The organism is Microbacterium sp. Leaf288, assembly GCF_001422925.1.
Taxonomy (GTDB): domain Bacteria; phylum Actinomycetota; class Actinomycetes; order Actinomycetales; family Microbacteriaceae; genus Microbacterium.
The window spans coordinates 144,324-159,732 of sequence record NZ_LMNI01000013.1; the positions used below are offsets into that span (position 1 = coordinate 144,324).

General features: G+C 69.9%; 12 protein-coding genes. 9 read left to right on the forward strand and 3 right to left on the reverse strand.

The window, feature by feature from the left end:
• Positions 1–9: 9 nt before the first annotated feature.
• A complete protein-coding gene (locus tag ASF40_RS18385) occupies positions 10–2,697 on the reverse strand; it encodes an alpha-L-rhamnosidase (protein ID WP_162239875.1) in 2,688 nt (895 codons plus the stop codon).
• Positions 2,698–2,962: 265 nt separating this feature from the next.
• Between ASF40_RS18385 and ASF40_RS18390 the strand changes: the two genes are divergently transcribed.
• The 3 genes from ASF40_RS18390 to ASF40_RS18400 all read left to right on the forward strand — a co-directional run bounded on the left by ASF40_RS18390 (position 2,963) and on the right by ASF40_RS18400 (position 6,216).
• On the forward strand, positions 2,963–4,285 hold the full coding sequence (locus ASF40_RS18390) for an ABC transporter substrate-binding protein (protein WP_056371831.1): 1,323 nt from the start codon (positions 2,963–2,965) through the stop codon (positions 4,283–4,285).
• Positions 4,286–4,369: 84 nt separating this feature from the next.
• On the forward strand, positions 4,370–5,302 hold the full coding sequence (locus ASF40_RS18395; protein ID WP_056371833.1) for a carbohydrate ABC transporter permease: 933 nt from the start codon (positions 4,370–4,372) through the stop codon (positions 5,300–5,302).
• Positions 5,303–5,379: 77 nt separating this feature from the next.
• Positions 5,380–6,216: a carbohydrate ABC transporter permease gene (locus ASF40_RS18400; RefSeq protein WP_056372054.1), complete on the forward strand. Its 837-nt coding sequence runs from the start codon at positions 5,380–5,382 to the stop codon at positions 6,214–6,216.
• Between the two features lie 12 nt (positions 6,217–6,228).
• On the opposite strand, the gene ASF40_RS18405 is transcribed toward ASF40_RS18400, so the two are convergent.
• The gene (locus ASF40_RS18405; RefSeq protein ID WP_056371835.1) at positions 6,229–7,011 is read right to left on the reverse strand and encodes a nucleotidyltransferase domain-containing protein; all 783 of its coding nucleotides are present in this window, start codon (positions 7,009–7,011) and stop codon (positions 6,229–6,231) included.
• Positions 7,012–7,193: 182 nt separating this feature from the next.
• On the opposite strand from ASF40_RS18405, the gene ASF40_RS18410 reads away from it, so the two are divergent.
• The 6 genes from ASF40_RS18410 to ASF40_RS18435 all read left to right on the forward strand — a co-directional run bounded on the left by ASF40_RS18410 (position 7,194) and on the right by ASF40_RS18435 (position 14,357).
• Positions 7,194–7,589, forward strand: a complete 396-nt coding sequence (locus ASF40_RS18410; RefSeq protein ID WP_056371837.1) for an L-rhamnose mutarotase — start codon at positions 7,194–7,196, stop codon at positions 7,587–7,589.
• Positions 7,586–8,752: an L-rhamnose isomerase gene (gene rhaI / locus ASF40_RS18415; RefSeq protein ID WP_056371839.1), complete on the forward strand. Its 1,167-nt coding sequence runs from the start codon at positions 7,586–7,588 to the stop codon at positions 8,750–8,752. Before ASF40_RS18410 ends, rhaI begins: the two co-directional genes overlap by 4 nt.
• 156 nt (positions 8,753–8,908) lie before the next feature.
• Positions 8,909–9,769 (forward strand): alpha/beta hydrolase fold domain-containing protein, encoded by an 861-nt coding sequence (locus tag ASF40_RS18420; RefSeq protein ID WP_056371841.1) that lies wholly within the window; start codon positions 8,909–8,911, stop codon positions 9,767–9,769.
• Between the two features lie 93 nt (positions 9,770–9,862).
• On the forward strand, positions 9,863–11,899 hold the full coding sequence (locus tag ASF40_RS18425; RefSeq protein ID WP_056371844.1) for a bifunctional rhamnulose-1-phosphate aldolase/short-chain dehydrogenase: 2,037 nt from the start codon (positions 9,863–9,865) through the stop codon (positions 11,897–11,899).
• Positions 11,896–13,371 carry a rhamnulokinase gene (locus ASF40_RS18430; protein ID WP_056371846.1) on the forward strand — a complete coding sequence of 492 codons (1,476 nt, stop codon included), beginning with the start codon at positions 11,896–11,898 and terminating at the stop codon, positions 13,369–13,371. Before ASF40_RS18425 ends, ASF40_RS18430 begins: the two co-directional genes overlap by 4 nt.
• Positions 13,368–14,357, forward strand: a complete 990-nt coding sequence (locus ASF40_RS18435) for a serine hydrolase domain-containing protein (protein WP_056371848.1) — start codon at positions 13,368–13,370, stop codon at positions 14,355–14,357. Before ASF40_RS18430 ends, ASF40_RS18435 begins: the two co-directional genes overlap by 4 nt.
• A 6-nt stretch (positions 14,358–14,363) precedes the next feature.
• Here ASF40_RS18435 and ASF40_RS18440 read toward each other — a convergent pair whose 3' ends face one another.
• The gene (locus ASF40_RS18440; RefSeq protein WP_056371850.1) at positions 14,364–15,380 is read right to left on the reverse strand and encodes a LacI family DNA-binding transcriptional regulator; all 1,017 of its coding nucleotides are present in this window, start codon (positions 15,378–15,380) and stop codon (positions 14,364–14,366) included.
• Positions 15,381–15,409: the final 29 nt, after the last annotated feature.

Below are 15,409 nucleotides of genomic sequence, written 5' to 3' on the forward strand. Positions count from 1 at the left end.
ATGCCGCGATCAGGCCGGGATGACGGCGCCGGGCGTCGCGACGGCGGGCGCGGTGACCGTGATGCGATGCGTGCCGTGACCGAGCTCGGTGGGTGCAGGAGCGCCGTCGACGGTCGTCGCCGAGCCCGCGGTGACCGGGAGGTCGAGCACGGCGCGCGAGCCGAAAGGCACCTCGAGGGTGGCTTCGAACACGTCGCCGTCGACGCGCCAGTCGATCGCGAGACGCCCCTGCGGGGTCTGGATCGACGCCGAGGCGTGCTCGAGCCCCACGGCCGGGCGCGGAGCCACGTGCACGGTTCGGTACCCCGGGTCGTCGGCATCGGGGGCGAGGCCCGCCACCGTGCGGTAGACCCAGTCGATCATCGCGCCGTACGCGTAGTGGTTGAACGAGAGCATGCCGGTCTCGTCCTCGGAGGCGTCCTCGGTGGGAAGGGCGTCCATGGCGCCGGAGTGGATGCTGCCGTCGGGGAGGATGGCGTCCCAGCGCTCCCATACCGTCGTCGCACCGCGGTCGACCTGGTAGAGCCACGACGGGGCGTCACGGCGCAGCAGCATGAGATACGCCTCGTCGAGGTGGCCCGAGTTCGACAGCGCGAAGAGCACGAGGGGCGTGCCGAGGAAGCCGGTCGCGATGCGGCCGTTCTCGCGGCGCACGTTCTCGGCGAGCGCGTCCGCGATCTCGGCGCGCCGCTCTGCGGGCGCCAGGGCGAACTCGAGGGCGATCGCCGCACCGCTCTGAGTGAGGATCGCCTCCTCGCCCCAGCGTGCGAACGTCGCGGCTCCGACGCGGTCGGCGAGGGCCTCGTAGTCGTCGGCGCTGTCGGCGTCGCCGAGGATGCGCTCGGCCCGGGCGAGCAGGCGCGCCGACCACGAGTAGAACGCGTTCGACACGAAGTCGCTCGAGACCTTGGCCTCCCAGGGCCGCTCGCCGGGGGCGTCGGGGTCGAGCCAGTCGCCGAATTGGAAGTCGCCGCCCGGCAGCACGACGCCGTCGCCCGCGCGGCGGCGCAGGTGCTCCACCCAGCGCCGCATGCTGCTGCGCTGACGCGCGAGCACCTCCGTCGAGCCGTAGGACTCGTAGACCGCGAGCGGCACGATGGTGGCGGCATCCGCCCATCCGGCACGGCCCATGTTCTCGGTGGGCACGCCGCCCATGAGCATGTCCTGCGGGCGGATGATGTCGGGCACGACCGCGGGCACCCCGCCGGAGTCGGTCTGGTCGATCTCCAGGTCGCGCAGCCACGACATCCAGAACGACTCGGTGTCCATGAGGGTGTTCGCCGTCGCCGCGAACGCCTGCGCGTCGCCGGTCCAGCCGAGCCGCTCGTCGCGCTGCGGGCAGTCTGTGGGCACCGACACGAAGTTGTCGCGCTGCGACCAGAAGACGTTCGAGTGGAACCGGTCGAGCGCCTCGTGCGACGACGCGAAGGTGCTCCGCGGCGCGAGGTCGCTCGAGATCGCGACCGCTGTCGCCGAGACGACCTCGGCACCCTCGACGTCGGCGTAGCGGAAGCCGTGGAACGTGAACGCGGGCTCGAGCGTGTGCTCGCCGTCGCGGTCGAGCGTGTAGACGTCGGTGGCCTTGGCCGACCGCAGCGCCTTGACGTGCAGGTCGCCCGACGGCTCGAGCACCTCGGCGTGGCGGACCGTGACGACATCGCCCGCGCGGCCGCGCACCACGAGGCGCACCCAGCCCGACAGGTTCTGCCCGCCGTCCAGGCGCGTACGTCCGTCGTGGTGCGTGGGCGCCATCGGCAGCTCCGCCACCACCCGCACCGGCGGCGCAGAGCGGGGCTCGAATCGCGTCGCGTCGAAGGCGACGACGGATGCTGCGACCCAGCCGTCGCCCGCGAACCCGGGCTCGTGCACGGCGGGGTCGTCGAGGCGCAGGTCGGTCACGGTGCCGTCGTAGATGCTGGCGCTGCGGAGAGGTCCGGATCCGGTCTGCCACGAGGCATCCGTCTTCGCCACGATCTCGCCGTCGGCCTCCAGCTGCGCCAGCGCCCCGGTGCGGTCGCCGTAGATCGCCTGGCGCCGCGCGAACCCGAAGCTGCCGCGGTACCAGCCGTCGGCGACGGCGAGGACGATCACGTTCGCGCCCGCACGCAGCAGGGAGGTGACATCGATCGTGTCGACGAGGATGCGCTCCTGGTACGACGTCCACCCCGGTGTGAGGAGGGCGTCGGTCGCGCGGACGCCGTTGATCCACGCATCGACGAGACCGAGTGCGGACAGGCGCAGCCGGGCGGTCGTCGGCGCTCCGTCGAGCACGAACTCGGTGCGCAGCAGCGGCACGGGCCCGTCGGGCGAGGTGTCGGCGCCGATGACGGATGCCTCGAGCCCCGGTCCGTCGACGCCGGCTTCGACGACCAGCGGCTCGCTCCACGCACTCCAGCCGCGCGGCGTCGCGACGCGCACCGAAAAGGCACGACGCTCGCGGGCGGCGAGTTCGACCGGGATGGCGATGCCGACCGTCCGGGCGTCGGCGACCGGCTCCGCAATCGTGGGTTCGGCTCCCTCAGAGCCTTCGGCGATCTGATAGCCGACGAGACGGGCATCCGAATCGTCGCTCTCGGTGCGCCAGCTCAGGCGCAGCCCGGTGCGCGGGACGCCGAGCAGTCCGGGGCCGTGCTGGGAGCGAAGCCCGACGATCCGAACGGCGTCGTCGACTGCGGTGGGAGAGGGAAGAGCCGTCATGGCTGGGTCCTTTCGGAGGTCGGCCGCGTCGCCGACCCGCTCCACAATCGTGAAACGATTCATGGTTCTTGTCAATCGAAGTGTAGACCGTTACACGATCGTGACGGATCAGTTCTGATCCCACTGTTGACCCCATGCCGGAACGGACGTACCTTACGAGGGTTGAATGGTTTCAATGCCACCAGGGCAGCGACCCTCTCAACGCAGCACCAGGGATTCCGGCAGCGTGGGCGGACCATCCGCTCGGCTTTACAAGGAGGTAAAGATGAAGAGCTCTTCGACCCGGAGAGTGCTCCTCGCGAGTGCGGGCATCGTGGCACTCGCCGTGCCGCTGGCCGCGTGCAGCGGCGGTGGCGGTTCCGATGACGGCAAGGTGGAGATCAGCTATCTCACCCAGAGCGACGACGCCAACACCAACCAGGCGAAGGCGCTGATCGCGGCGTTCGAGAAGGCCAACCCCGACATCACGGTGAAGCTCGAGACGCAGCCGGGCGGCACCGAGGGCGACAACCTGATGAAGACGAAGCTGTCGACCGACTCGATGAACGATGTCTTCCACTACAACTCGGGCTCGCTGCTGCAGGCGCTGAACCCCGACCAGACGCTCGTGAACCTGAGCGACGAGGACTGGGTCAGCGGCCTGACCGACGACTTCAAGGCGGTCGTGTCGACCGACAACGGCCTGTACGGCGCCCCATGGGGCACCTCGTTCGCGGGCGCCGTGCTCTACAACAAGAAGGTCTACGAGCAGCTCGGCCTCGAGATCCCGACCACCTGGGACGAGTTCATCGCCAACAGCGAGAAGATCAAGGCCGAGGGCGGCGGCGTCGCCCCGATCCTGCAGTCGTTCGGTGACACCTGGACCAGCCAGCTGTTCGTGCTCGGCGACTTCGCGAACGTGTCGGCGGTCAACCCCGACTGGGCCGAGGAGTACACCGCCAACGACCCGAACGCGAAGTACGTCGAGGAGCCGGCTCTTGCCGGATTCACGCACGGCGCAGAGGTCTTCGAGAAGGGCCTCCTCAACGAGGACTTCCCCTCGATGACGAACGCGCAGGCGATGGCCGCGCTGGCGACCGGCGCCGGGGCGCAGTACCCGATGCTGTCGGCGACGATCTCGGCGGTGCAGCAGGACTACCCCGACAACGTCAACGACATCGGCGTGTTCGCACTGCCGGCCGCGGACGCCGCTGACACGTCGATCACGATGTGGCAGCCGAACGCGATCTACATCGCGAAGTCCACCGAGGGCGACAAGCTCGAGGCCGCCAAGAAGTTCGTGGCGTTCGCGAACTCGGACGAGGGCTGCCAGGTGCAGAACGAGGGCGGCTCGATCGCCGGCCCGTACGTCACCAGTGCCTGCACGCTGCCCGATGACGTGCCCGACCTGGTGAACGACATCCAGGCGTACTTCGACTCCGGCAAGACCGGCTCCGCGCTCGAGTTCCTCTCCCCGATCAAGGGACCGAACCTCGAGAACATCACGGTCGCCGTCGGCTCCGGCATCACCGGCGCCGAAGACGGTGCCGCGCAGTACGACGAGGACGTGAAGAAGCAGGCCCAGCAGCTCGGCCTCGAGGGCTGGTGAACCGCATCCGGATCCGCTGAGATCAGGTAACACAGGGGCCGGCGGCGGCACGCCGCCGGCCCCTCTTCACAAAGGAGTGATCAAATGACGACCGCAGTAGCACCGACCGGCGCGGCACCGCCCGCCACCCGATCGGGCAAGACCGACCCGAAGCGCAAGGGCATCCGCAGCCCGTACCCGACCTGGTTCTACATCCCCGCCGCCGTGCTGTTCATCGTGTTCTTCGCGGTGCCCACGTTCGCGTCCTTCTACTTCTCGCTGACGCGCTGGACGCTGTTCGACGTCCAGTTCATCGGCTTCGACAACTTCGTGCAGTTCTTCCAGGAGCCCCAGCTGGTCCAGGGCTTCATCAACACCTTCATCTACGGCTTCGTGACCTCGGCCGCGAAGGTCGTGCTGGGCCTCGCGCTGGCGCTGCTGCTGACCGGCCCGATCCTCGGCCGCGGCTACCTCCGCGCCGTGGTGTTCTTCCCGGTGCTGGTCTCCACGATCGGCGTCGGCCTCACCTTCAAGGCGCTGCTCGACCCGTTCCACGGCGTCGTGAACAACATCCTCGGCTTCTTCAACCTGCCCGAGCCCGGCTGGTACACCGACCCGAACCTCGCCCTGCTCACCGTCGCCGGCGTCGACATCTGGAAGGGCGTCGGCATCGCCACCCTCATCTTCATGGCCGGCATCGTCGCCATCCCGCACGAGTACTTCGAGGCCGCCCGCATGGACGGCGCCGGAGCGTGGTCGATCTTCCGCAACATCACCCTGCCGCTGGTCCGCCCCGCGACCGCGACCGTGATCATCTTGTCCCTCATCGGCGGTCTCCGCGAGTTCGCGATGATCTGGGCGATGACCAAGGGCGGCCCCGGCTTCTCGAGCGACGTGATCGCGTCGGTCATCTACAAGCAGTACCAGGCCGGCTTCTTCGGCCTGTCCACCGCAGGCAACGTCATCCTCTTCCTGGTGGTCACCGCCGTCATGGTGCCGGTGTCCTGGCTCCTGAACAGAAGGGAGGCGGAGCTGTGACCGTCACTGAGAGAATCACCACCGCCGACGCCCGCAAGCTCCGCGGCGGCCGCCGTCCCAAGGAGGACCGCCGCCCGATGACGGCGCGCCGCTGGATTCGCAAGTACCTCGTCGGGATCATCGCGATCATCGTGTCGGTCGTGGTCTTCATCCTGCCGTTCGTCTTCGTCTTCCTGCAGTCTTCGAAGACCTCGCAGGAAGCCGGACTCGTCGAGTTCAGCCTGCCGACGGAGTGGCTGTTCTGGGACAACCTCGTCGAGGTGCTGCAGAAGAACGACTACCAGGTGCTGTGGGCCTTCCTCTGGACCACGATCATCACCGTCTTCAGCTGCGCCATCATGGTGGTGTTCGCCGCAATGGTCGGCTACGTGCTGCAGCGCAAGCGCTCCCGCTGGAACCCGGTCATCAACTTCATGGTGCTCGCCGCGCTCATCGTGCCGCCGGCCGTCGTGCCCACGATCTGGGTGCTCCAGGGCATCGGGCTGTTCAAGACCATCCCGGGCATGATCCTGATCGAGGCCACGTTCGGACTCGCGTTCTGCGTCCTGCTGTTCCGCGCGTTCGTCGCCACAATCCCCAAGGAGCTGGACGAGGCCGCCATCATCGACGGCGCGGGACCCATGCGGCTGTTCTTCGCGGTCGTGCTCCCGCTGCTCAAGCCGGTCATCGTCACCGTGATCGTGGTGCAGGCGGTCTTCGTCTTCAGCGACTTCCAGAACCCGCTGTACTTCCTGCCGGGCAACGACTACCCCACGGTGCAGCTCGGTCTCTACAACTTCCAGAGCCAGACCGTCAGCCAGTTCAACCTGCTGTTCATGTACATCCTGCTGACGACCATCCCGCCGCTGATCATGTACGTCTTCTTCAACCGGCAGATCGTCGCGGGCATGACCAGCGGAGCGGTCAAGGGGTGATGCGTGGTGGCTTCACCAGAACTCCGCGGGGACGCTCCCCCGGAGCCAGGCGAGTTCGTTGTCGCGGATGAACGTCGACAGCGCCTCGTCGGGGGTGAGGCCGTCCCCGACCCACTCGTCGAGGATGCGCATCAGCTCGCCCGCGGCATCGATGCCGGGCTCGTCGACGACCTGACTCCACGCCTCGACGAAGCCGGCGGGCGTCGGAACGGCATTGACCAGCTTCGAGATGTACTTCGGGCCCGGAAGCATCACGCGGTTCGCCGCGAGCGCCGCGCGCGCCGCAGCCAGCGCCAGGTGGAGTCCGGCGTGGCGGCGGAGGAATCCGTCGCCACGCTCGACAGCCTGACACAGGAAGTAGCCGCCGTACAGGTGGGCCTGCGCGACGAACGAGCGAACGCGGTCGTCCCACACCTCATCCGGAAGCTCGACGATGCGGGCGATCGTCTCGTCGAGACCCGACAGCACGCTCCAGGCCACCCGCGCGCCGAGGAAGGACGCCCGCGTCGGGTCGTCGGCCTTCTCGACGGCCGTGGCGAGATACGACGGGCTCACGAGCTTGATGTCGATGTACGAGCCCGGGTAGTCGAGCTCCTGCCGGTCGATCCACGCGAACCGGCCCTGCGCGGTCTCGGCGGCGAAGCGGTCGTCGTCGACGACGAGGTACACGTCGACGTCGGAGTCCTCGCGCTCCCTGCCCTGCGCGACCGACCCCACGAGCACCACGCCCAGCGCGCCGGGCTGCTCCCGCACCGACTCCACATAGGCGGCCAGCGCCCTCTCCTGATGCTCCATCCGTGCTCCCTCGCGTCGAATCGGCTCTCACGCTATCGACACACGGCTGTCCACGTCGTACGATTCAACGGAAAGCGCTCTCCCACTTGCGGAAAGCACGCTCGCCGTTTATCTTTGAAACGATTCACTGCTCCGGCGGTGTCGCAGCCGACATCGCCGCCCACCCGAGAGGCGTCCGACCCATGACCAGCGCGACCGCGACGAAGCGCGTCTGCTTCCAGCTGACGGTGCGACCCGATTTGCTGGACGAGTACATCGCCCGCCACACGCCGGTGTGGCCCGAGATGCTCGCCGAGATCGCCGCCTCGGGTCGCCGCAACTACTCGCTCTTCCTGGGCGAAGGCGGGCGCCTGATCGGCTACTACGAGACCGACGACGACGAGGCCGCACAGGCCTACCTCGCCGGTTCCGAGGTCGCCGCTCGCTGGGAGGCCGAGATGGGCCGGTTCTTCGTCGGCCTCGAGGGCCGCCCCGACCAGGCCGCGACACCCCTCACCGAAGTCTTCAACCTCCACGACCAACTGACCGCGGCGCAGGCCGCGGTCGCCGAATCCGAGAACGAGAGCACCGCATCATGACGACGCTGTCACCCGACATCCTGTCCGCACTCGAAGGCCAGGGCATCGAGCTGCCCAGCTGGGCGTTCGGCAACTCCGGCACGCGCTTCCGCGTGTTCACGACGCCCGGCACGCCCCGCGACCCCTACGAGAAGATCGCGGATGCCGCGCAGGTCAACGCGTACACGAAGCTCGCGCCGAGCGTGGCCCTGCACATCCCGTGGGACAAGGTCGACGACTACTCGGACCTCCGCCGCCACGCGGAGGACCTCGGCGTCGAGCTCGGCACCATCAACTCGAACACGTTCCAGGACGAGGACTACAAGTTCGGGGCGCTCACGCACCACGACGACCGCATCCGGAACAAGGCGATCGACCACCACCTCGAGTGCATCGACATCATGGATGCCACCGGCTCGCGCGACCTCAAGATCTGGCTCGCCGAGGGCTCGAACTACCCGGGGCAGGCCGACATCCGCGCCCGCCAGGACCGCCTGCAGGACTCGCTGCAGAAGATCTACGACCGCCTGAACGACGAACAGCGTCTCGTGCTCGAGTACAAGTTCTTCGAGCCGGCGTTCTACCACACCGACGTCCCGGACTGGGGCACCTCCTACGCCCAGGTCGTCTCGCTCGGCGACAAGGCGATGGTCTGCCTCGACACCGGCCACCACGCGCCGGGCACCAACATCGAGTTCATCGTCATGCAGCTGCTGCGCCTCGGCAAGCTCGGCTCGTTCGACTTCAACTCGCGCTTCTACGCCGACGACGACCTCATCGTGGGCGCGGCCGACCCGTTCCAGCTGTTCCGCATCATCTTCGAGGTGGTGCGCGGCGGAGGTCTCAACAACCCCGACGTGGCCTTCATGCTCGACCAGTGCCACAACGTCGAAGACAAGATCCCCGGCCAGATCCGCTCGGTGCTCAACGTCCAGGAGATGACCGCCCGCGCCCTCCTCGTCGACCGCGACGCCCTCGCGGCCGCGCAACAGGCGAACGACGTGCTCGCCGCGAACGCCGTCTTCATGGACGCCTTCTACACCGACGTGCGTCCGGCCCTCGCCGAGTGGCGCGAGTCGCGCGGACTCGCGGCCGACCCGATGGCCGCGTACGCGGCATCCGGCTACCAGCAGCAGATCGCCGCAGACCGCGTCGGCGGCACGCAGGCCGGCTGGGGCGCCTGACCCGCCGGCTGCGCCCAGACCCACCGGGGGCGTGGGATGCCGATCCCCGCGCCCCCGGTGCACCACCAGATCGGCCGCTCCGCAGTCAGAAACTGCGAAGCAGCACGATCCGAAGCCGCAGAAAGTGACTGCGGAACAACGATGTGAAGGACCGACATGAGCGAGCCCTACTCCGCCGGCGACGGACTGGTGCGCGTCTACCCCGCGCGAGAGCCGAACGGCACCGGACTGGTGTGGGCGCACGGCGGCGGCTTCGCCTTCGGCGACCTCGACATGCCCGAGTCCGATTGGGTGGCGTCTCAGCTCGCCGCGCGGGGCACGACGGTCGTGTCGGTCGACTACCGCCTCGCGCCGGTTCCGGACGGATGGACGACGGATGCTGCGGGCCGGCCGCCCGGCGGGCACCATTACCCCGCGGCATCCGATGACATCCTCACGGCGTGGTCGTGGTTCGCCGAGAATGCCGGCCGCCTGCGCGTCGATCGCGACCGCATCGCCATCGGCGGCACGAGTGCCGGCGGGAACCTCGCCGCGGGTGCGACGCTGCGCCTCATCGAGCGGCGCGCGGCGCTCCCCGCGCTCGTGCTGCTCGCGTACCCGACGCTGCTGGCCGTGCAGCCGGCGCCCGACGCCGCGCTGCGGGCCGCGCTCGACGCTCAGCCCGGGGCCGACCGCTTCGGCGCCGACGTGGTGCGCGCCATGTACGAGAACTACCTCGGCGGCTCCGTCGAGCGCGCCCCGCTCGGCGCCATCCCCGGCCTCGCGCGCCCCGTCGACCTGGTGCAGTTCCCGCCGACCCTCATCGTCAACGGCGACGTCGACGAGCTCCGCGTCTCGGGCGAGGCGTTCGCCGCATCCCTGCGCGCCGCCGGCTGTCCGGTCGACGTCGTGACCGAGCCCGGCACCGAGCACGGCCATCTGAACCGGCCGCACGAGGCCGCAGCATCCGTCACCATCGGGCGCTTCGCAACCCTCCTCGCCGCCCTCCCCGCTTCGATTCCCGCCGCCCACCTCTAGCCACCCCTGTTCCGCAGTCAGCTTCTGCCAATTCAATCCGCCCGCGAACCGCACAAACCGACTGCGGAGCAGCAAGAACTCGAAGGACACGACATGACCAACCCGGCCGTCTCCGACCTCATCTCCCGGTCGAACCGCCTCGGCGCCGACCCGAAGAACACGAACTACGCCGGCGGCAACACGTCGGCGAAGGGCACCGAGACCGACCCGGTCACCGGTGAGCCCGTCGAGCTGCTGTGGGTCAAGGGCTCGGGCGGCGACCTCGGCACGCTCAAGGAGTCCGGCCTCGCGGTGCTGCGCCTGGACCGCATGCGCGCCCTCGTCGACGTCTACCCCGGCGTCGACCGCGAGGACGAGATGGTCGCCGCGTTCGATTACTGCCTGCACGGCAAGGGCGGCGCGGCGCCGTCGATCGACACCGCCATGCACGGCCTGGTCGACGCGGCGCACGTCGACCACCTGCACCCCGACTCGGGCATCGCCATCGCGACCGCCGCGGACGGCGAGGAGCTCACCGCGAAGATCTTCGGCGACAAGGTGGTGTGGGTGCCGTGGCGTCGCCCTGGGTTCCAGCTGGGTCTGGACATCGCGGCGATCAAGGAGCAGAACCCGCAGGCGATCGGCACGATCCTCGGCGGCCACGGCATCACGGCCTGGGGCGACACGTCGGACGAGGCCGAGCAGAACTCGCTTTGGATCATCGAGACCGCGCAGGCGTACATCGACGCCAACGGCAAGGCCGACCCGTTCGGCGGCGTCCGCGCCGGCTTCGAGGCCCTCCCCGAGACCGAGCGCCGCGCGAAGGCCGCCGCTCTCGCCGCGACGATCCGCGGTCTCGCGTCGACCGACAAGCCCATGGTCGGCCACTTCACCGACGCCGTCGTCGTCACCGACTTCCTCGCGTCCGAGCGCGCTCCCGAGCTCGCCGCGCTCGGCACCAGCTGCCCCGACCACTTCCTGCGCACCAAGGTCAAGCCGCTCATCCTCGACCTGCCGGCCGACGCGTCGGTCGAGGACTCGATCGCTCGCCTGAAGGAGCTGCACGAGGAGTACCGCGCCGACTACCAGGCGTACTACGACGCGCACGCGACCGCAGACTCCCCCGCCATCCGCGGCGCAGACCCCCTCATCGTCCTCATCCCCGGCGTGGGCATGTTCTCGTACGGTGCGAACAAGCAGACCGCCCGCGTCGCCGGCGAGTTCTACGTCAACGCGATCAACGTGATGCGCGGCGCCGAGGCGCTGTCGACGTACTCGCCGATCTCCGACGCCGAGAAGTTCCGCATCGAGTACTGGGCCCTCGAAGAGGCGAAGCTGCAGCGCATGCCGAAGCCCAAGACCCACCAGGGCCGTATCGCGCTCGTCACGGGCGCGGCATCCGGCATCGGCAAGGCCATCGCCGTCCGCCTGGCGGCCGAGGGGGCGTGCGTGGTCGTCGCCGACCTCGATCTCGAGAAGGCGCAGGCCGCCGCGGCCGAACTCGGCAACACCGACGTCGCCATCGGGGTCGCCGCGAACGTCGCCGACGCCGACCAGATCCAGGCTGCCTTCGACGCCGCCGTGCTCGCGTTCGGCGGTGTCGACCTCGTCGTCAACAACGCCGGGCTGTCGCTGTCGAAGCCGCTGCTGGAGACCACCGAGAAGGACTGGGACCTGCAGCACGACGTCATGGCCAAGGGCTCGTTCCTCGTGTCGAAGGCGGCGGCGAAGATCCTCATCGAGCAGAAGCTCGGCGGCGACGTCATCTACATCTCGTCGAAGAACTCCGTCTTCGCCGGCCCGAACAACATCGCGTACTCGGCGACCAAGGCCGACCAGGCCCACCAGGTGCGCCTCCTCGCGGTCGAGCTCGGCGAGCACGGCGTGCGCGTCAACGGCATCAACCCCGACGGCGTCGTGCGCGGCTCCGGCATCTTCGCCGCCGGCTGGGGCGCCAACCGCGCCGCCACCTACGGTGTCAAGGAAGAGGACCTCGGTCAGTTCTACGCGAACCGCACCATCCTCAAGCGCGAGGTCGTCCCCGAGAACGTCGCCGACGCGGTCTACGTCCTCACCGGCCCCGAGCTCAGCCGCACCACGGGCCTCCACATCCCCGTCGACTCCGGCGTCGCCGCCGCCTTCCTGCGATGACGGATTCGATCTCGACCGGCTCAGCGACCGGGGCTGCGGCAGACGCCGCCCCGGTCCGCGGCGGCGTCGTCGCCGCCGTCGATCTCGGTGCGACCAGCGGACGCGTGATGCTCGGCTACGTGGACGACGGGATGCTGCGGCTCGAGCAGGTCTCGCGCTTCCCGAACGGTCCGGTGCCCGGGGCCGACGATTCCCTGCACTGGGACTTCTCGGCGCTGTACCGGCACATCGTCGACGGCCTCGCCGAGGCGCTGCGTCGCGAGAGCGGCATCGCCAGCATCGGCATCGACTCGTGGGCCGTCGACTACGGCCTGGTGAACGGCGAGGAGCTGCTCGGCGAGCCGTTCCACTATCGCGATGAGCGCACCGCGCGCGGCGTCGAGATGGTGCACGCACGGGTGCCGTTCGACGAGCTCTACCGTCGCAACGGACTGCAGTTCCTGCCGTTCAACACGCTGTACCAGTACGTGGTCGAGTCGATGCTCCAGGACGCGAGCTCTGCGCTGCTCGTTCCCGACCTCGTCGCGTTCCTGCTCACCGGCGCGCGCGTCGCCGAGCGCACCAACGCGTCCACCACCGGGCTGGTCGACGTGAACACCGGCGCGTGGGACCTCGAACTGGCTGCGAAGCTGGGGATTCCAGCATCCGTGCTTCCCGCCCTCGTCGATCCTGGCGCCCCTCTCGGCACACTGCACGGCGAAGCCCGCGAGCGCGTGGGCGCGGCCCTCGAGGTGATCGCGGTCGGCTCGCACGACACCGCCTCAGCCGTCGTCGCGGTGCCGCTCAGCACCCCCGACGCGGCCTACATCTCGTGCGGCACGTGGGGCCTGGTCGGCGTCGAGCTCGACGAGCCCGTCGTGAGCGACGCGGCCCGCGAGGCGAACTTCACGAACGAGGGCGGCGTCGACGGACGCGTGCGCTTCCTCCACAACGTGACGGGCCTCTGGCTGCTGAGCGAGGCCGTGCGCACCTGGGAGGCCGAGGACGGCGCGGCGATGGACCTTCCGGAATTGCTGGATGCCGCGGCATCCGTGTCCGGTGACATCGCGCTGTTCGACGCCAACGACCCGCGGCTGTCGGCTCCGGGCGACATGCCCGCGCGCATCGCGGCGGTGCTCGGCGAGAGGGGTGCGTCGGTGCCGACGACCCGCGCGGCGTTCGCCCGCACGATCGTCGAGAGCATCGCCCAGGCGTTCGCGGACGCGCTCGCGACGGCGGCCCGGCTCTCGGGCCGGAACATCGACGTGATCCACATCGTCGGCGGCGGCGCCCTCAACAGGCTCCTGTGCCAGGCGACCGCCGACCGGTCGGGTCTTCCGGTGCTCGCCGGTCCGGTCGAGGCGACAGCGCTCGGCAATGTGCTCGTGCAGGCGCGCGCGCACGGCTGGTTCGGCCCCGACGCGACCCTCGAGGACCTGCGGCGCGTGGTGGCGGCATCCGTGTCTCCCGAGCGGTACGAGCCCCGCTCGTGACCGGCTACGGCGCCGCGTTCGACTGGGCGCGACGGCACGTGGCGGCGGGGCGCCTGCCCAGCGCGGTCGTGGGCATCGCGACCGCCGACGGCGTCGTCGCGCTCGACGCGTTCGGCGCGACGGACGGACGGACGGCACAGGTCGAGGATCCGTACTGGCTGTTCTCGATCACCAAGGTGCTCACCGGCCTCACCGCCGCACGCGCGATCGAGCGCGGCCTGCTCACCACCGAGACGCCGCTCAGCGCGGCGCTGCCCGCGTTCGGAGCCGGCCGCGACGACGTCGTGCGCCTCCGCCACCTGGCAAGCCACACCTCAGGCATCCGCGAACCCACGCTCGACCCCGCCGAGGGGCTGCGCGCCGCGCTGCTCGCGCCGGGCCGCGACTTCGCCGCCGGCAACGCCTCGCGCTATTCGACGGTGGCGTTCGACGGCATCGCCGAGCTCGTGCGACACACCACCGGGCGGACGTGGGATGCCGATGTCACGGAGTGGGCCGCCGCGCTCGGCGCGACCGGGCTCACGCTCGACCCGGCCGTCGAGCCGCACACGGTCGTCGACGCCGAGCGTCTGGGCCTGGACATGCGCGGATTCGCGAGCCACCGTAACCCCGGTGCGGGCATGATCGGCACGGCGGGCGATCTCCTCGCGCTCGGCTCGGCGCTGCTGCGCATCGGGCAGGGCGAGGCCGGCGGCGTCGTGCAGCCGGCGACCCTCGCGATGATGCGCCGCCCGCTCACCGCAGACATCCCGCGCCTCGAGCCGTACCCTGCCGAGCGCGGGCAGGACTGGGGCTTCACGTGGAACCTGCGCACGCGCGCCCCGGGCCTCATCGACCGCGATGTGTACGGCCACGGCGGATGGGCAGGCACCGAGTTCTGGGTGCATCCGAGCGCGGGCGTCGCCTTCGTGCTGCTCACCAACCAGGCCGAGCGGCCGGGCGTCGATCTCGACGAGCTCGACAACGCGGTGGTCGCGGCGCGCTGATCTCTCTCAGCTCGAAGGAGCGCGCGTGGAGGTGCGCACCTTCAGCTCGATCTCGAAGATCTCGTGCATCGCCTCAGTGCGCCCGGCGATGCGCTCCAGCAGCATCTCGACGGCACGCGCGCCCATCGCTTCACCAGGCTGGTGCACGGTCGTGAGCCCGAGCGCGGGGTGAGAGGCCATGGGAACGTCGTCGTACCCGACCACGGCGAGCGGCACCCCCGCCTCCTTCGCGGCGCGCATCGCGCCGAAGGCGAGTTCGTCGTGGGCCGCGAACACGGCGGTGGCCGTCGTCCCGTCCGCGAGCATGCGGCGAACGACGTCCGAGGACGGCCCCTCGCCCTCGTCGGTGCGCCAGACCGCAGTGTGCTCGCCGAGCCCGGCGGCCGCCATGGCCGCCTCGTACTCGCGCAGGCGCACGCCGTGCGGGAACGGCTCGAAGGCGCCGGATTCGTGCAGGGTGAGGTGCGCGATCCGGCGGTGGCCGAGATCGAGCAGGTGCCGCATCGCCGCACGCGCCCCCGCGGCGTCGTCGCCCGCGACGACGTCATACCGGTCGGAGGTGTCGTGGCGCCCGAACATGACGACGGGAACGGAACCGGAGATCCGCTCCAGCCCCGCTTCGTCGACGCGCGGCGACACCGCGATGACGCCGTCCACCTGACGGTCCACCAGCGCCTCGAGCGCCCGCAGGCCCTCGCGCGACCCGGCTTCGGCGGGAGCGATGATGAGCTGGTACGGCGTTCCTTCGAGGGCGCTCGTGGCACCGCGTGCGATCCGCGCGAAGAAGTGGTTGGCCAGATCCGGAAGCTCGATGCCGAGCGTGTACGTGCGTCCGCGCATCGCCCGTGCCGCGATCCGTGGACGGTAGTTCAGCTCGGTCATCGCGGCCGTCACCCGCTCGCGCATCCCGTCGCTCACGCCGTAGGCGTTGCGCAGCACCTTCGACACGGCGGCACGAGAGACGCCGGCCGTCCGCGCGACGTCCTCGATCGTCGCGTGGCGCGGGGAGGGGGCATCCGTCATTCTTCTCCTCGTCGGTGCAGACCTGCAGG